14 protein-coding genes and 1 tRNA gene are annotated in these 16,990 nt (G+C 68.4%); 5 read left to right on the forward strand and 10 right to left on the reverse strand.

Annotation, left to right across the window (positions count from 1 at the left end; translation table 11 throughout):
- Window positions 1–166: 166 nt before the first annotated feature.
- The 6 genes from lpdA to purB all read right to left on the reverse strand — a co-directional run bounded on the left by lpdA (window position 167) and on the right by purB (window position 9,006).
- Complete coding sequence (gene lpdA / locus SPK54_RS09050) at window positions 167–1,597, reverse strand: dihydrolipoyl dehydrogenase (protein ID WP_330947578.1); 1,431 nt, start codon at window positions 1,595–1,597, stop codon at window positions 167–169.
- Window positions 1,598–1,690: 93 nt separating this feature from the next.
- Window positions 1,691–2,905: a dihydrolipoyllysine-residue succinyltransferase gene (gene sucB, locus SPK54_RS09055; RefSeq protein ID WP_330947579.1), complete on the reverse strand. Its 1,215-nt coding sequence runs from the start codon at window positions 2,903–2,905 to the stop codon at window positions 1,691–1,693.
- A 31-nt stretch (window positions 2,906–2,936) separates the two neighbouring features.
- The gene (locus SPK54_RS09060) at window positions 2,937–5,771 is read right to left on the reverse strand and encodes a 2-oxoglutarate dehydrogenase E1 component (protein ID WP_330947580.1); all 2,835 of its coding nucleotides are present in this window, start codon (window positions 5,769–5,771) and stop codon (window positions 2,937–2,939) included.
- A 160-nt stretch (window positions 5,772–5,931) separates the two neighbouring features.
- On the reverse strand, window positions 5,932–6,429 hold the full coding sequence (locus SPK54_RS09065; protein WP_330947581.1) for a hypothetical protein: 498 nt from the start codon (window positions 6,427–6,429) through the stop codon (window positions 5,932–5,934).
- Window positions 6,426–7,640, reverse strand: a complete 1,215-nt coding sequence (locus tag SPK54_RS09070; RefSeq protein ID WP_330947582.1) for a cupin domain-containing protein — start codon at window positions 7,638–7,640, stop codon at window positions 6,426–6,428. Before SPK54_RS09070 ends, SPK54_RS09065 begins: the two co-directional genes overlap by 4 nt.
- A 1-nt stretch (window position 7,641) precedes the next feature.
- Complete coding sequence (purB, locus tag SPK54_RS09075; RefSeq protein ID WP_330947583.1) at window positions 7,642–9,006, reverse strand: adenylosuccinate lyase; 1,365 nt, start codon at window positions 9,004–9,006, stop codon at window positions 7,642–7,644.
- Between the two features lie 118 nt (window positions 9,007–9,124).
- On the opposite strand from purB, the gene SPK54_RS09080 reads away from it, so the two are divergent.
- A complete protein-coding gene (locus SPK54_RS09080) occupies window positions 9,125–10,522 on the forward strand; it encodes a class II fumarate hydratase (protein WP_330947584.1) in 1,398 nt (465 codons plus the stop codon).
- A gap of 64 nt (window positions 10,523–10,586) precedes the next feature.
- Here SPK54_RS09080 and SPK54_RS09085 read toward each other — a convergent pair whose 3' ends face one another.
- The gene (locus tag SPK54_RS09085; RefSeq protein ID WP_330947585.1) at window positions 10,587–11,246 is read right to left on the reverse strand and encodes an energy transducer TonB; all 660 of its coding nucleotides are present in this window, start codon (window positions 11,244–11,246) and stop codon (window positions 10,587–10,589) included.
- 90 nt (window positions 11,247–11,336) lie between these two features.
- Between SPK54_RS09085 and serS the strand changes: the two genes are divergently transcribed.
- Window positions 11,337–12,617 (forward strand): serine--tRNA ligase, encoded by a 1,281-nt coding sequence (serS, locus tag SPK54_RS09090; protein ID WP_330947586.1) that lies wholly within the window; start codon window positions 11,337–11,339, stop codon window positions 12,615–12,617.
- 62 nt (window positions 12,618–12,679) lie between these two features.
- Here the strand turns inward: serS and SPK54_RS09095 are convergent, their stop codons facing one another.
- A complete protein-coding gene (locus tag SPK54_RS09095) occupies window positions 12,680–13,264 on the reverse strand; it encodes an NAD(P)H-dependent oxidoreductase (RefSeq protein ID WP_330947587.1) in 585 nt (194 codons plus the stop codon).
- 113 nt (window positions 13,265–13,377) lie between these two features.
- Between SPK54_RS09095 and SPK54_RS09100 the strand changes: the two genes are divergently transcribed.
- A complete protein-coding gene (locus SPK54_RS09100) occupies window positions 13,378–14,367 on the forward strand; it encodes a LysR family transcriptional regulator (protein ID WP_330947588.1) in 990 nt (329 codons plus the stop codon).
- Here the strand turns inward: SPK54_RS09100 and SPK54_RS09105 are convergent.
- A tRNA-Ser gene (locus SPK54_RS09105) sits at window positions 14,368–14,457 on the reverse strand.
- Between the two features lie 49 nt (window positions 14,458–14,506).
- Between SPK54_RS09105 and SPK54_RS09110 the strand changes: the two genes are divergently transcribed.
- Window positions 14,507–14,995: an 8-oxo-dGTP diphosphatase gene (locus SPK54_RS09110; RefSeq protein WP_330947589.1), complete on the forward strand. Its 489-nt coding sequence runs from the start codon at window positions 14,507–14,509 to the stop codon at window positions 14,993–14,995.
- 2 nt (window positions 14,996–14,997) lie between these two features.
- Here the strand turns inward: SPK54_RS09110 and SPK54_RS09115 are convergent, their stop codons facing one another.
- On the reverse strand, window positions 14,998–15,582 hold the full coding sequence (locus SPK54_RS09115) for a hypothetical protein (protein WP_330947590.1): 585 nt from the start codon (window positions 15,580–15,582) through the stop codon (window positions 14,998–15,000).
- Window positions 15,583–15,696: 114 nt separating this feature from the next.
- Here SPK54_RS09115 and SPK54_RS09120 point away from each other — a divergent pair, with 114 nt between their 5' ends.
- Complete coding sequence (locus SPK54_RS09120; RefSeq protein ID WP_330947591.1) at window positions 15,697–16,743, forward strand: NAD(P)-dependent alcohol dehydrogenase; 1,047 nt, start codon at window positions 15,697–15,699, stop codon at window positions 16,741–16,743.
- The last annotated feature ends 247 nt before the right edge of the window (window positions 16,744–16,990 follow it).

A 16,990-nucleotide genomic window follows, 5' to 3' on the forward strand; every position in this document is an offset into this window, starting at 1 on the left:
GCGCACCAAAGTGCGCCGTGCTTTTCTGCGTGCCATTCCGAAAAGGCCGGGGCGTGGCGCGGGGTTTTCGCGACAATCGGCGGCATGGATGCCGCCGATTAGCCTACATGGACGTACTTGCGGCGTGTCGCGGAAACGTCGCGCCGCGATCCGGCCGCCAGCGGAATCAGTTGGCCTTGTGGATCGCCCGCTTGTGCACCGCCATCGCGGCGTCGTGCACGGCTTCGCTCAGCGACGGGTGGGCGTGGCAGATGCGCGCCAGGTCGTCGGCGCTGCCCTTGAACTCCATCGCCAGCACGCCTTCGTGGACCAGCTCGGACACGTTGGCGCCGACCAGGTGCATGCCCAGGATGGTGTCGGTTTCGGCATGCGCCAGCACCTTCACGAAGCCTGCCGGCTCGGCCATCGCCACCGCGCGGCCGACCGCCGCGAACGGGAAGCTGCCGGCCTTGTACGGGATACCTTCGGCCTTCAGCTGCTCCTCGGTCTTGCCGACCCAGGCGATTTCCGGCTCGGTGTAGATCACCCACGGGATGGTGTCGAAGTTGACGTGGCCCGGCAGGCCCGCGATGAGCTCCGCCACCGCGATGCCTTCCTCGAAGCCCTTGTGCGCCAGCATCGGGCCGCGCACGCAGTCGCCGACCGCCCACACGCCGTCGACGCCGGTATGGCAGTGCTCGTCGACCACGATCTGGCCGCGCTCGTTGAGCTGCACGCCGGTGCCCTCGGCCAGCAGGCCCTTGGTAGCGGCGCGGCGGCCCACGGCCACCAGCAGCTTGTCGACCACCAGCTCCTGCGCCGCGTCCTTGTCGTCGGTGTAGCGGATGTGCACGCCGTCCTTCTTGACCTCGGTGGCGGTGCACTTGCAGCCCAGCTTGATGTCCAGGCCCTGCTTCTTGAACTCGCGCGCCGCGACCTTGCTCACTTCCGCATCGGCGGCGGCGAGGAAGTTCGGCAGGCCTTCGAGGATGGTGACCTCGGCGCCCAGGCGCTTCCACACGCTGCCCAGTTCCAGCCCGATCACGCCGGCGCCGATCACGCCGAGACGCTTCGGCACCTTCTCCAGGTCCAGCGCGCCGACGTTGTCGATGATGTGCTCGCCGAACTTGGCGAACGGCAGCTCGATGGAATCGGAGCCGGCGGCGAGGATGACGTTGGTGGCCTTCAGCGCCACTTCGCTGCCGTCGTGCTGCTTGACCGTCACCACGTTGCCCGGCTGCAGCTGGCCGAAACCGTAGAACGCGGTGATCTTGTTGGCCTTGAACAGCGCCGCGATGCCGCCAGTGAACTGCTTCACGATGCCGTCCTTGCGGGCGACCATCTTCTTCACGTCGATCGCCGGCTTGTCGAAGCTGATGCCGTGCTGGTCGAACAGGTGGCCCATGTTCCAGAACTGGCGGCTGGAATCCAGCAGCGCCTTGGACGGGATGCAGCCCACGCGCAGGCAGGTGCCGCCCAGCGCCGGCTTGCCGTCCTTGCCCAGCGCGGCGTCGATGCAAGCGGTCTTCAGGCCCAGCTGCGCGGCGCGGATGGCGGCGTGGTAGCCGGCGGGGCCGGCACCGATGACGACGACGTCGAATTGCTGTTGTTCGCTCATTAGCTTCCTTCCTGAACTTGGTGGCGGGCGCGGGTTTGAACCTGCGGCGCCGCGAAACGAGACGGGAACCGTTGCCGGTTCCCGTCGTCGGCATCACATGCCCAGCAGCATGCGGTGCGGGTTCTCGAGCTGGTTCTTGATGTCGACCAGGAACAGCACCGCGTCCTTGCCGTCGATGATGCGGTGGTCGTAGGAGAGCGCGATGTACATCATCGGCGCGGCGATCACCTGGCCGTTCTCGACGATGGCGCGCTCCTTGATCGCGTGCATGCCGAGGATGGCGCTCTGCGGCGGGTTCACGATCGGGGTGGACATCAGCGAGCCGAAGGTGCCGCCGTTGGTGATGGTGAAGGTGCCGCCCTGCAGGTCGTCCAGGCCCAGCTTGCCGTCGCGCGCCTTCTTGGCGTAGTCGGCGATGCCCTGTTCGATCTCGGCGAAGCCCATGCGCTCGACGTTGCGCAGCACCGGCGTGACCAGGCCCTTGTCGGTGGACACGGCGATGCTGATGTCGGCGTAGCCGTGGTAGATCACGTCGTTGCCGTCGACCGACGCATTGACGATCGGGTGGCGCTGCAACGCGTTCGCCGCGGCCTTGGCGAAGAAGCTCATGAAGCCGAGCTTGATGCCGTGGGTCTTGACGAAGTCGTCCTGCAGCTCCTTGCGCATCTCCATGACCTTGGCGAGGTTGACCTCGTTGAACGAGGTCAGCATGGCGATGGAGTTCTTGGACTGCATCAGGCGTTCGGCGATGCGGGCGCGCATGCGGGTCATGGGGACGCGCTCCTCCGGACGCGCGCCGCCGGCCACGCCGGCGGTCTTGCCGCTGGCGTAGTTGACGATGTCTTCCTTGGTGACCATGCCGCGGCGACCGGTGCCGGCCACCTCGGCCGGGTTCACCCCGGAGGTGGTGGCGGCGAAGCGCGCACCCGGCGGGAGCTCGCCGCCGACCGGCTTCGGGGTGGTGCTGGCGGGCGCGGCGGCGTGCAGGGCGGCGGCCTTGTCCTTCGGCATCACCTCTTCGGCGCCGGCGGCCGGCTTGGGGGCCTCGGCGGCGGGGGCGGCGGCAGTAGCGCCTTCCTCGATCACCGCGATCACCTGCTGGCTGGTCACGGTGGCGCCGGCTTCGAACTTGATCTCCTTCAGCACGCCATCGACCGGCGAGGGCACTTCCAGCACCACCTTGTCGGTTTCGAGGTCGAGCAGGTTTTCATCGCGCTTGACCGCGTCGCCGGCCTTCTTGTGCCAGCTGGCGATGGTGGCGTCGGAAACGGATTCGGGGAGAACCGGGACTTTGACTTCAATGGCCATGAGGGCGTCCTGTCGGAATGCGGGAATGGGGTTAGTCGGCGTCGCTGTCGTCGCCGACCGGGTTCACCAGTGCGTCGGCCAGCAGCTTGTTGAGTTCGGCCACGTGCTCGGCCATGTGCCCGGCGGCGGGCGAGGGCGAGCGCAGGCGGCCGGCGTAGCCGAGCACCTGCTTGGGCTGCAGGCAGGCGCGCAGGTGGTGCTGGATCTGGTACCACGCACCCTGGTTCTGCGGCTCTTCCTGGCACCAGACCACGTCGGTGGCGGAGCCGAAGCGCTTCAGCTCGGCGACGAGCTCCGGGCGCGGGAACGGATAAAGCTGCTCCACGCGGACCAGCGCCACGTCCTTGATCTCCTTCTTCTGCGCTTCTTCCAGCAGGTCGTAGTAGACCTTGCCGGCGCAGACCACCACCCGCTTGACCTTCTTGGCGGTGGCGGTGGTGTCCGGGATCAGGCGCTGGAACTCGCCGCTGGCCAGCTCGTCCAGGCTGGACACCGCCAGCTTGTGGCGCAGCAGCGACTTCGGCGTCATCACCACCAGCGGCTTGCGGGTGCTCTGGCGCATCTGCCGGCGGATCATGTGGAAATCCTGCGCCGGGGTGGTGGGCGTGCAGACCACCATGTTGTCCAGCGCGCACAGCTGCAGGAAGCGCTCCAGGCGCGCCGAGCTGTGCTCGGGGCCCTGGCCTTCGTAGCCGTGCGGCAGGTACAGGGCCAGGCCGCACAGGCGGTCCCACTTGGCTTCGCCGGCGGCCAGGAACTGGTCGATCACGACCTGCGCGCCGTTGGCGAAGTCGCCGAACTGGGCCTCCCAGATGTCCAAGGTCATCGGGTCGGCGGTGGCGTAGCCGTACTCGAACGCCATCACCGCCTCTTCGCTGAGCAGCGAATCGATGATGGTGACGTCTTCCGGGTTCTGCACCAGCTCGCGCAGCGGCAGGTGGTAGGCGTCGGTGTTCTGGTCGTGCAGGATCGCGTGGCGGTGGAAGAAGGTGCCGCGGCCGCAGTCCTGGCCGACCAGGCGCAGGCGGTAGCCTTCGTCCAGCAAGGTGGCGTAGGCCAGGTTCTCGGCGAAGCCCCAGTCGGCCGGCTGCTCGCCGGCCGCCATCTTGCGGCGGTCCTCGTAGATCTTGGCCACGCGCGGATGCAGCTTGACTGCGTCCGGGATGGTGTTGATCTGCGACGCCAGCTTGTCCAGCGCCTTGCGCGGCACCTTGGTGTCGACCGGATCGGACAGCTTGCCGGCCAGGTACGGCGACCAGTCCACGGTCAGCGCGTCGGGCTGCGCCTTCACGATCTCGGTGGTGACTTCGCCGGCGTCGAGGCGGTCGCGGCAGGCATCGACCAGCGCCTGCGCATCGGCTGCGGACAGGGTGCCTTCCGCCGCCAGCTTCTCGGCGTACAGCTCGCGCGTGGTCTTCATCGCGCGGATCTTCTTGTACATCACCGGCTGGGTGGCCGCCGGCTCGTCGGCCTCGTTGTGGCCGTGGCGGCGGTAGCAGACCAGGTCGATGACCACGTCCTTGCCGAAGGCCTGGCGGAAATCGAAGGCCAGCTCGGCCACGAAGGCCACGGCCTCCGGGTCGTCGCCGTTCACGTGCAGCACCGGTGCGCCGACCATCTTGGCCACGTCCGTGCAATACAGGGTGGAGCGCGCATCCTCGGCGGCGCTGGTGGTGAAGCCGACCTGGTTGTTGACCACCACGTGCAGGGTGCCGCCGACGCGGAATCCGCGGGCCTGCGACATCTGGAACAGTTCCATCACCACGCCTTGGCCGGCGAACGCGGCGTCGCCGTGGATCAGCACCGGCATGACCTGCTTGCGCTCGGCATCGCCGCGGCGGTGCTGGCGCGAGCGGACGCTGCCGGCGACCACCGGGTCGACGATCTCCAGGTGCGAGGGGTTGAACGCCAGCGCCAGGTGGACCGGGCCGCCGGGGGTGGCGACGTCGGCGCTGTAACCCATGTGGTACTTCACGTCGCCGGTGTGGGCATGATCGCCCTGACGGGTCTTCTCGAACTTGCCCTCGAACTCGTCGAACAGCTTGCGCGGCGGCTTGCCCAGCGTGTTGACCAGCACGTTGAGGCGGCCGCGGTGGGCCATGCCCAGCACCACGTCCTTGACCCCGGCCTGGCCGGCGCGGCGGATCGCCACGTCCAGCAGCGGGATCAGCGAATCGCCGCCTTCCAGCGAGAAGCGCTTCTGGCCGACGTACTTGGTGTGCAGGTAGCGCTCCAGGCCTTCCGCGGCGGTCAGCCGCTCGAGGATGCGCTGCTTGTCTTCCTTGCTGCGGCCGTAATTGCCGGCGGCGGCTTCCAGGCGCTCGTAGATCCAGCGGCGCTGGTCGGCATCGGTGATGTGCATGAACTCAGCGCCGATGCTGCCGGCGTAGGTCGCACGCAGGCGCGCGTACAGGTCGCGCAGCTTCATCCGCGGCTGGCCGCCCACGCCGCCGGTGCTGAATTCGGTGTCCAGGTCGCTGCCGGACAGCTTGTGGAAGGCGAGGTCCAGATCCGGCGGGTTGACCGGCGGCGTCAGCCCCAGCGGGTCGGTGTTCGCGCCGAGGTGGCCGCGCGAACGGTAGGCGGTGATCAGGCGGCCGACGTGGCGCTCGCGCTCATCGCCGCTGCCGCTGCTGGCGGCGACCACGCCGCGCGCGGCCTGACGGCCGGCTTCGGCGATCTGGTCGATCACCGCGGAATGCGGGATGTCGCCGGCCTCGCGGCCCTTCAGGCCATCGAAATACTGCTGCCATTTGGGGTCGACGCTGTCGGGCGCGACCAGGTACTGCTCGTAGAGGTCTTCGATGAACGCGCCGTTGGCGCCGAGCTGGGAGGTTTGAGCGAACTGCTTGAGGAGACTGTCCACGGTGTGGCTAGCAACCTATCGGTGGGGTGGGGGGTGTGCCCGCCGGTACTGGCGTCAGACCGGGGCGGAACAAATTCTGAATGCGCGCAAGCAAAGAGCCGGAATTATAGCCGCAGGGGGGTCGCCGGCGCATGCGACCAAAGTCAAGAACGCGGCGATTTCATATTCCGAGGGCGCGATATTCAGTTACCGGACGGGAACGCTCCCAGATTTCCTCGAAGCGCTGCTGCAGCTGGCGCACCCGCGCGCGCGAATCGAACGCGGCCACGCCTTCGACGCGGTCGCCCTGGGTGCGGACGTAATACCCGCCGGCGTCGTTGGCGACCAGCGCCACCCGCTCCTCGCGGTAGACCGGGTCGTCCACCTCGCGGAACTGGAACACGCTGGGCAGGCGCTGGGCCAGCGCCAGCAGCTTGGCGTGGGCGGCCTGCGGGGCGGCGGCGTCGTGCAGCAGGACCTGCACCTGCACGTCACGGCCGGAGGTGGCGAAGCCGCGCATCGCGGCCAGGAAGTCGGGGTGGTCGAACAACCAGCCTTCAAGGTCGAGGCTGCGGATCCACAGGGCGCGGCGCGCCTCCGCGGCGATGCGGGTGGCGGCCTCGATGGCTGCCGGATGGTCGGTGATGCGGATCGGTTCGCTGCTGGCGTCGCCGTTCATGCTTCGTCCTCCTGTTCCAGCCGGTAATGGCCGGCGGCCAGCAGGGCGGCGACCGCCGCCCGTCCCGCCTGGCCCAGCCCAGCGTACAGCCCGCCATCGATACTGTCCGCGGCGGCCAGCCGACGGGCATCGTCGACGCCCAGTGGATAGGCGGTGCCGCCCGCGTAGAGCCGGGCTGCGTCCGCGTTGCTCCCTTCGCGGGTGCGGCGCCAGGCCATGCGCGACCACGGGTGGCGCCACAGCAGCGCGCCCTCGGCCAGCGCTTGTTCCATCGCGGCGCGCGGCAGCGGGCGGTCGTCGGCCGCCGGCAGCACCGCGCTGCGGTAGGTGGTGATGAAGCTGCCGAACCAGTCGCCGAAGCGGTCGGGATCGTCCATACGCAGCTGGCGCAAGGCCGTTTCCACCCGCTGCATGGCCGCCGCGTCGATCTCGCAGGCATCGGCTGGCAGGGCGAGGTCGGGGTCGGCGTAGCGCAGCTCGTCCGGGGCGTCGGCGGCCAGGGTATCGGCGTAGTCGCCCAGCAGCTCGGCGGCGGCGGGCGCGCGCATGCCCACCGAGAAGGTCAGGCACGGATCCTGGGCCACGCCGTGGTGCGGCACGCCGGGCGGCAGGTAGAGCATGTCGCCGGGTTGCAGCACCCAGTCGTGGGTCGGGTGGAATTCGCGCAGCAGCCTGATGTCGACGTCGTTGCGGAAGTCGAGCGGTGGATTGGGTGAAGCGTCGATCTGCCAGCGGCGGCGGCCCTGCGCCTGCAGCAGGAACACGTCGTACTGGTCCACGTGCGCGCCCACCGATCCGCCAGTGGCGGCGAAGCTGACCATCACGTCGTCGATCCGCCAGCGCGGCAGGAAGCCGAAGTGGGCTAGCAGGGCGCGAATGTCGGCGTCCCACTTGTCCACGTCCTGCACCAGCAGGGTCCAGTCATGGTCGGGCAGGCCGGGGAAATCGTCCTCCGCGAACGGCCCGTGGCGCACCTTCCAGCCATCGCTGGCCTTGTCGTGCTCGATCAGCCGCGCCAGCACGCCGTCCTCGCAGGCAAGGCCAGCGAGGTCTTCGGGTTCGATCGGGGACGCATAGCCGGGGAAGGCGTTGCGGACCAGCAGCGGGCGCTTCTGCCAGTAGTCGCGCAGGAACGTCGCCGGCGGCATGCCCAGCGGGGCCGGGCCGGCGGTGGCGTCGATCTCGATGGGCGGCGCCGCGGGCTGGGCCACCTCAGGCCTCCCGCGCCAGCCGCTCCGCCAGGCCGGTGTAGCGGCCCGGGGTCATGTCCAGCAGGCGCTGCTTGTCGGCCGCGGGCAGGTCCAGCGAATCGACGAAGGCGCGCATGGAGTCGGCGGTGATGCCATGGCCGCGGGTCAGCGCCTTCAGCTGCTCGTAGGGATTGGGCAGGCCGTGGCGGCGCATCACCGTCTGCACGGCTTCGGCCAGCACTTCCCAGCTGGCGTCGAGGTCGGCGGCCAGGCGCTCCGGGTTGACGCTGAGCTTGTTCAGGCCGCGCTGCAGGGCGTCGAAGCCGATCAGCATGTGGCCGAAGGCGGTGCCCAGTGCGCGCAGCACGGTGGAGTCGGTGAGGTCGCGCTGCCAGCGGCTGATCGGCAGCTTGATCGCGAAGTGCTCGAACAGCGCGCTGGCGATGCCGAAGTTGCCTTCGGCGTTCTCGAAGTCGATCGGATTGACCTTGTGCGGCATGGTGCTGCTGCCCACTTCGCCGGCCTTCACCGCCTGCTTGAAGTAGCCCTGCGAGATGTAGCCCCAGATGTCGCGGCACAGATCAATCGCGATGGTGTCGATGCGCTTGCAGGCATCGCACAGCTCGGCCACGCCGTCGTGCGGCTCGATCTGGGTGGTGTAGGGCTGCCAGTCGAGGTCCAGCGACTCCACGAAGCGGCGCGAGAACGCCGGCCAGTCCACGTCCGGATAGGCGGCCACGTGGGCGTTGTAGTTGCCCACCGCGCCGTTGATCTTGCCCGGCATCGGCAGCCCGGCCAGCACTTCGCCCTGCCGCTGCAGGCGCGCGACCACGTTGGCCAGCTCCTTGCCGACGGTGGTGGGGGAAGCAGTCTGGCCGTGGGTGCGCGAAAGCATCGGCAGCGCCGCGTGCTCGTGCGCCATCGCGCGCAGTTTCTGGATCAGCGCGTCGAGCTTCGGCAGCAGCACGTCCTCCCGCGCCTGGCTCAGCATCAGCGCGTAGGACAGGTTGTTGATGTCTTCGCTGGTGCAGGCGAAGTGCACGAATTCCAGCGCCGGGCCGAGCTCCGCGTCGTCCTCCAGCTGTTCCTTGATGAAGTATTCCACCGCCTTGACGTCGTGGTTGGTGGTGGCTTCGATGGCCTTCACCCGGGCGGCGTGCTCCACGCTGAAGCCGTCGGCCAGCGCGCGCAGGCGGGCGGCGGAGGAAGCGGAGAACGGAGCCAGCTCGGGGATGCCCGGCTCGGCGGCCAGCGCCAGCAGCCATTCCACTTCCACCCTCACGCGGGCGCGGATCAGCCCGTATTCCGAGAAGATCGGGCGCAGCGGATCGACCTTGCCGGCATAGCGGCCATCGAGCGGGGACAGGGCGGTCAGGGCGTCGGACATGGGGGCGGCGGCTGGCAACGGGGCCGATATTGTAGAGCGGAGGCTGCGCCGCTGCCTTGTGGAAGTGCGCCCGGCCGCGCAAGCTCCAGCCCTACACGTCAATCAACGGCAGGGCGAGATGGCCAGCAGCAAGCGCAGGGGATTCCGCAGCGAACACGACAGCATGGGCAGGCTGCAGGTGCCCGCAGACGCGCTGTGGGGGGCGCAGACCCAGCGCGCGGTGGACAACTTCCACATCTCCGGGCGGCCGATGCCGGCGGCATTCATCCGCGCGCTGGCGCTGGTGAAAGCCTCGGCGGCGCTGGTCAACGGGCACCTGGGGCTGCTGGATGGCAAGCGCGCCGGCGCCATCGTCGAGGCCGCCACCGCCGTGGCCGGCGGCGCGCATGCCGACCAGTTCCCGATCGACCGCTACCAGACCGGCTCTGGCACGTCCTCCAACATGAACGCCAACGAGGTGATCGCGCACCTCGCCGGCAAGGCCACCGGCCTGCCGGTCCATCCGAACGACCACGTCAACCTCGGCCAGAGCAGCAACGACACCATCCCCACCGCGCTGCGGGTGATGGCGGTGCGCGAGACCGAAGCCGCGCTGCTGCCGCAGCTCGAACACCTGCGCAACACCCTCGAGGCGCAGGCCAAGGCGATCGGCGCCGTGGTGAAGACCGGGCGCACTCACCTGATGGACGCCATGCCGCTGACCTTCGCGCAGGAGTTCGGCGCATGGGAGGCGCAGCTGGCGTCGGCGCAGGCGCGGATCGAGGACAGCCTGAAGCGGGTGGCGCGGCTGCCGATCGGCGGCACCGCCATCGGCACCGGCATCAACGCCCACCCGAAGTTCGGCAAGGCCGTGGCCAAGGCGCTGAATGCCGCCACCGGCCTCGGCTTCAGCCAGAACCCGAACACCTTCGAGGGGCTGGCCGCGCAGGACGACCTGGTGGAACTGTCCGGCCAGCTGAGCGTGCTGGCGGTGGCGCTGATGAAGCTCGGCAACGACCTGCGCTGGATGAACTCCGGCCCGCTGGCGGGACTGGGCGAAATCGAGCTGCAGGCGCTGCAGCCCGGCAGCTCGATCATGCCGGGCAAGGTGAATCCCGTGATCCCTGAGGCGCTGTGCATGGTCTGCGCGCAGGTGATCGGGCTGCACCAGGCCAATACCGTGGCCGGGCAGAGCGGCAACTTCCAGCTCAACGTGATGCTGCCGCTGCTGGCCGGCAACCTGGACGAGGCGATCGGCCTGCTGGCGAATGCCATGCGCGAGCTGGCCGACAACGCCATCGCCACGCTGAAGATCCGCCGCGACGTGGTGGCGCGGGCGCTGGACCGCAATCCCATCCTGGTCACCGCGCTCAATCCGGTGATCGGCTACGAGCAGGCCGCGAAGATCGCCAAGCGCGCCTATGCCGAGCAGCGCCCGGTGCTGGAGGTGGCGCTGGAGGACAGCGGCCTGACCGAAAAGCAGCTGCGCAGGCTGCTGGACCCGGCGGCGTTGGCCAAGGGTGGGATCAAGGGTTGACCGGTAACGTTTTCCGGCTGCGACGCCGCCAACCGTAGGCACCGTCCCGGACTTCCGACCAGCGCTAGTTCCGCTCGGGGTTGAACACGATCGGCACCGACACTTCGGCCGCCACCGGCTGGCCGTTGCGGGTGGCTGGCTGGAAGCGCCAGCGGCGCACCGCCTCCAGCGCGGCGCGGTCGAGATAACGGTTGCCGCTGCTCTCGGCCAGCGCCTGCCGCTCCACGCTGCCATCGGGCGCCACGGTGACGGTGATCCGCACGGTGCCGCCGGCGCCCATGCGCAGCGCTTCCTGCGGGTAGCGCGGGGCGGGCGTGGACAGCGGCTGCGGCTGGGCGCGGTCGCCCGGCGCCGGCGCGGCCGGGGCCACGGGCGGCGGCGGCGCGCGCCGGGCCGGTGCCTCGATGATGCGCGGCTGGCTGCTGTCCGGAGCGGATGCCGGGTCGGCCACGCTGCCCTTGCCGACCGTGCGCAGGCCGCTGGCGGTCGCGTTGCCGCCCTCGCTGCCGGCCACGTCCGGCGGGAGGGGGACAGGCAGCGCATCGGCTTGGCCGGCCGTGGCCTCGGTGCCGTCGGCCTTGTAGAAGTCGTAATCGCGGCGGGAGTTCAACCAGACCAGCAGGAACAACAGCAGGCCGACGCCGAAGGCGATGGCCAGGCGGATCGCCAGCTGGGGCGGCAGCAGCGGCTTGCGCTGCGGAAGCTGGGGGTCGGGCGCGGACATGGCCGCATTCTTGCACAGCCGCCGCAACGCGCTGTCATCACGGTCGCGCTCGGCGATAATGTGGGTTCACCCTCGCACCGCGAACCTCCCATGCTCGATCCCGCCCTGCTGCGCAACCAACCCGCCGAACTGGCCGAGCGCCTGCGCGCCACCCGCGGTTTCGAACTCGATGTCGCCAGGCTGGAAGCGCTGGAGGCCGACCGCAAGCGCATCCAGGTGCGCACGCAGGAACTGCAGAACCTGCGCAACACCCGCAGCAAGCAGATCGGCATGCTGAAGGCGAAGGGCGAGGACGTGGCCGCGGTGATGGCGGAAGTGGCCGGCTTCGGCGAGGAACTGAAGGCGTCCGAAATCGAGCTGGAGCGGATCCGCGGCGAGATCGAAGCCATTGCCGCCGGCATCCCCAACCTGCCCGATGCCAGCGTGCCGCTGGGCGGCGGCGAGGCCGACAACGTCGAGCAGCATCGCTGGGGCACCCCGCGCAGCTTCGATTTTGTGGTCAAGGATCACGTCGAACTCGGCGCGCGCCACGGCTGGCTGGACGGCGAGACCGCCGCCAAGCTGTCCGGTTCGCGCTTCACCGTGCTGCGCGGCCAGCTGGCCCGCCTGCACCGCGCGCTGGCGCAGTTCATGCTGGACCTGCACACCGGCGAGCACGGCTACGAGGAAACCAACGTGCCGGTGATCGTCAACGCCGAGTCGATGCGCGGCACCGGCCAGCTGCCCAAGTTCGAGGAAGACCTGTTCGCAACCCAGCTGGGCGAGCACAGGCGCTACCTGATCCCGACCAGCGAAGTGCCGCTGACCAATATCGTGCGCGACGAGATCCTCGACGCCGATCGGCTGCCGCTGCGGATGACCGCGCATTCGATGTGCTTCCGCTCCGAGGCCGGCAGCGGCGGACGCGACGTGCGCGGGATGATCCGCCAGCACCAGTTCGAGAAGGTCGAACTGGTCAGCGTCGCGAAACCGGAGGAGTCCGACGCCGAGCACCTGCGCATGACGCGCTGCGCCGAAACCGTGCTGGAAAAACTGGGCCTGCCGTACCGCAAGGTGCTGCTGTGCACCGGCGACATGGGCTTCGGCGCCACCAAGACGTTCGACCTGGAAGTCTGGCTGCCCTCGCAGGACACCTACCGCGAGATTTCCTCCTGCTCCAACTGCGGCGATTTCCAGGCCCGCCGCATGCAGGCGCGCTGGCGCAATCCGGCCACCGGCAAGCCCGAGCTGGTGCACACGCTCAACGGCTCCGGCGTGGCGGTGGGCCGCGCGCTGATCGCGGTGATGGAGAACTACCAGAACGCCGACGGCAGCATCGACGTGCCCGAAGCGCTGCGCCCGTACATGGGCGGGGCCGAGCGGATCGGCTGATCGTCAATGGGCAATCCGAACGGGCCCGGAAGGACCCGTTCGCGTTCTTCCGCGGCGCTCGCTCAGGCCGCCAGCGGCAGCGCTTCGCTGATCACGGCATGGGCGGCGGCCATGGCCTGGCTGCGCATCTCGGGCGAGATGGCCAGGCCCTCGGCCGTGACGAAGCTGACGTCGTCGATGCCGAAGAAGCCGAACACCTGGCGCAGGTAGGGCTCGATGAAATTGCGCCCTTCCGCCAGCGGGTAAAGCCCGCCGTAGGTCCCGGCCACGATCACCTTCTTGCCGCCGGCCAGCCCCACCGGGCCGGCTTCGGTGTAGCGGAAGGTCTGCCCGGCCACCGCCACCCGGTCGATCCAGGCCTTGAGCTGGCTGGGGATGCCGAAGTTGTACATTGGCACGCCGATGACCACCACGTCGGCGGCCAGGAATTCGTCCAGCGCGCGCTGCGCACGGGCGGCCTGCACCGCATCCGCCTTGGCCAGGCTGGCGCCGTCGAAATGGGGCAGGGTGTGGCTGCCGGCAAGGTCGCGGTGGGTGACTTCGAGGCCGGCGACGTCGCGCTGCCAGCGGGCCACGATGGCAGCGGAGAGTTCGCGGCTGGCGGAGTTTTCGGCGAGGATGCTGGAGTCCAGATGCAGCAGTTTCATGAGATGCGATCCCGGTGATGCGGCGCGGCCGCGATGGGATCAATGTAGATTGTTGCTTTTTTGGGATAAAGTAAGTCAAATACTACTTTACGTTCCATATTTGGAATTTCCCCATGCAGGACCTCAACGACCTTTACTACTTCGCCGTCGTCGTGGACCACGGCGGGTTCGCCGCGGCCGAACGCGCCCTGGGCATTCCGAAGTCGCGCCTGAGCCGGCGCATCAGCGCGCTGGAGGCCGAACTCGGCGTGCGCCTGCTGCAGCGCTCCACGCGGCGCTTCGCGGTGACCGACGTCGGCACCAGCGTGCACCGCCACGCGCAGTCGATGCTGGCCGAGGCGCAGGCGGCGCGCGAGGCGGTGGACCGGCTCAGCGCCGAACCCCGCGGCAGCGTGCGGGTCAGCGTGCCGGTGTCGATGGCGCAGCAGCAGATGCCCAAGCTGCTGCCTGAGTTCATGGCGCTGTATCCGAAGGTGCGGGTGCAGCTGACCGTCAGCAATCGCCGCGTGGATGTGATCAACGAGGGCGTGGATGTGGCCATCCGCGTGCGCAGCAAGCTGGACGAGGACGGCAGCCTGGTGATGCGCAGCTTCGGCCAGATCCAGGAATTGCTGGTGGCCAGCCCGAAATACCTGGACCGCGCCGGCCGACCGCGCACGCCGGAAGAGCTGGCCGACCACGTCACCCTGAGCGTGAGCGAGGATGAAGCCCGCCAGCGCTGGGAGCTGCACGGTCCGAACGGCGAGGTGCGCCGGATCGAGCTGCAGCCACGGGTCACCGGCTTCGACTTCCCGATGATGCAGGCAATGGCGGAGGGCGGCGAGGGCATCACCCTGCTGCCGGAAACCATCTGCGCCGACGCGGTGCGCAGCGGTGCGCTGGAGGTGGTGCTGCCGGACTGGCGCCTGCCGCAGGGCATTGCCCATGCGGTGTTTGCATCGCGCCGCGGCATGCTGCCGGCGGTGCGGGTGTTCATCGATTTCCTTGCCCAGAAACTCCCGAAGATGCTGGAGGGGGCGCGGCTGGAATGCAGCGACCCCGAATGCCTGAAGGCCAAGGCAAGGGCGAAGACCGGCGGGAAGGCCAAGGCCGCGCAGGGGTAATGGCGGAAGCGGTGAGATTCGAACTCACGGATGGTTTGACCCATCGGCGGTTTTCAAGACCGCTGCCTTAAACCACTCGGCCACGCTTCCGTAAGGGGCGGATTGTCGCATGCAGGGGCCGAGCTGGCACACTGTGCGCATGCCTTACACCCCCATCGTCGCCACCCTCGGCTACGTGCTGTCGCCCGATGGCGGCAGCGTGCTGATGATCCATCGCAACGCGCGGCCCGGCGACCACCACCTCGGCAAGTACAACGGCCTGGGCGGGAAACTCGAGGCGGACGAAGACGTGCTGGCCGGCATGCGCCGCGAGATCCGCGAGGAGGCTGGGATCGAGTGCACGGCGCTGCGCCTGCGCGGCACGATCAGCTGGCCGGGCTTCGGCAAGCATGGCGAGGACTGGCTGGGCTTCGTGTTCGTGGTGGATGCGTTCGAAGGCGCGCCGCTGGAGCGCAACCCGGAAGGTGCACTGGAATGGGTGGCGCGCGAGCGCATCCTGGAACTGCCCTTGTGGGAGGGCGACCGCCACTTCCTGCCACTGGTGTTCGATGATGACCCGCGCCCGTTCCATGGGGTGATGCCGTACCGAGATGGGCGCATGCTGTCGTGGCGGTACTCCCGTTGTTGACGTCAGCGCATTTTGGGGTCGTTTTTAATGGAGCTCCATGGCCGTAGCCGGGCGTGTTCGATGCCAACAAGAATGGCTTTCGTTGGTCGTTGCGCGGGAGTCGCGAACACTCCCACGCGGGCATTGCCGTTACCTTCCCAGAGACCGATGATTCTGGGCGTCCCGAGCTTCGCTGCATCCGCCAGTAATTGGTCGGAGACGTCCCGTGCCGGGTCGAAGCCAAATACATCGGAGATGTGGGGACGGGTAACGTACGACTTCCAGACATCCTTGGCCTGTTTGCTCCAGGCTTGATTGGTGTCATGGGTGCCGATGTGGGCCGCGCGCAATTCGCCATGGCGGCGATAGCGGAATAGATAGCAGCCACTCATGAAGCCGGTGATGACAGTAGTGCCACGGATCCCGCAAAAGGTGCTGAGGCCTGGAACGTAGTGCAAGAGCGTGTACGACATGGTCTTGCCGCTATTGCTCGTCAGTGTTTGATTCTTGGTACGTTGTTTCTGCATCTTGTGCTGAAGCCCGCTCAGACTGCCAACGGCGGCGCTTTTGATCGGGTTGTCGAACTCTTCATTGATGAAGTCGTACATGGTTTTGGCATGCCTCGCGAGGGTGTCTGCCGAGAGTTACGCTGGCGGCATGGAAATACGGCCAGGGGACAGGATGGGCGCATACTCCGCTTCCACATCCTGCGGAGTCTGGCCATGACCATCAAAGCCTGGGGCGCCCACGCCGCCGACAAGCCCATCGTCGCCATCGACATCGAGCGCCGTGCGCCGGGGCCGCGCGACGTGCAGATCGAAATCGCCTACTGCGGCATCTGCCATTCCGACCTGCATACCGTGCGCGCGGAATGGGCGGGCACCCTGTACCCGTGCGTGCCCGGGCACGAGATCGTCGGCCATGTCAGCGCGGTCGGCGCCGAAGTCTCCGGCTTCCAGGTGGGCGATACCGTCGGCGTGGGTTGCATGGTCGGCAGCTGCCGGCATTGCGCCGCCTGCGGCGAGGGGCTGGAGCAGTACTGCGAGCAGGGCATGGTCGGCACCTACAACGGCCCCACCGCGGACGCGCCGGGCCACACGCTGGGCGGCTATTCGCAGCGCATCGTGGTCGATCAGGATTTCGTGCTGCGCGTGCACCACCCGAAGGAACAGCTGGCGGCGGTGGCGCCGCTGCTGTGCGCGGGCATCACCACCTATTCGCCGCTGCGGCACTGGAAGGTGGGGCCGGGCAAGAAGGTCGGCATCGTCGGCATCGGCGGGTTGGGCCACATGGGCATCAAGATCGCGCACGCGATGGGCGCGCGGGTGGTGGCGTTCACCACCAGCGAATCCAAGCGCGCGGAAGCGCACGGGCTCGGCGCCGACGAGGTGGTGATCTCGCGCGATGCCGCGCAGATGAAGGCGCAACGCAACAGCTTCGATTTCATCCTCGATACCGTGGCGGCCAGCCACGACCTCGATGCGTTCTCCGCGCTGCTCAAGCGCGACGGCACGCTGTGCCTGGTGGGCGTGCCGGAGCATGCGCACCCCTCGCCGAACATCGGCAACCTGATCTTCAAGCGCCGCGCGATTGCCGGCTCGCTGATCGGCGGCATTGCCGAGACCCAGGAGATGCTGGATTTCTGCGCCGAGCACGGCATCGTCGCCGACATCGAGATGGTGCGCGCGCAGGACATCGATGCGGCCTACGAACGGATGCTCAGGAGCGACGTCAAGTACCGCTTCGTGATCGACGCCGCGACGATGTGAGGCGCCGAGATTGTCCACAGCTGCTGTGGACCGGTGGTTGCATAAGGATGTGGATAAGCGGCTGATCGCAAGCCGTGGCGATGTTTCCAGCGGGGTGGCGATTATTTCGCCACCCCGCTCTCGTTGCCCGCGCCGACGCGGTGGCGGTTGTCCACAGCGCTTGTGGATGGAACTCGTATAAGGGTGTGGATAACCGCCTGCGCGCCAGGCGTGGCGCGGCTGTCAACAGTTGTGGTGAAAAAAACAC

The organism is Thermomonas sp. LB-4, from assembly GCF_036409385.1.
Lineage (GTDB): Bacteria > Pseudomonadota > Gammaproteobacteria > Xanthomonadales > Xanthomonadaceae > Thermomonas.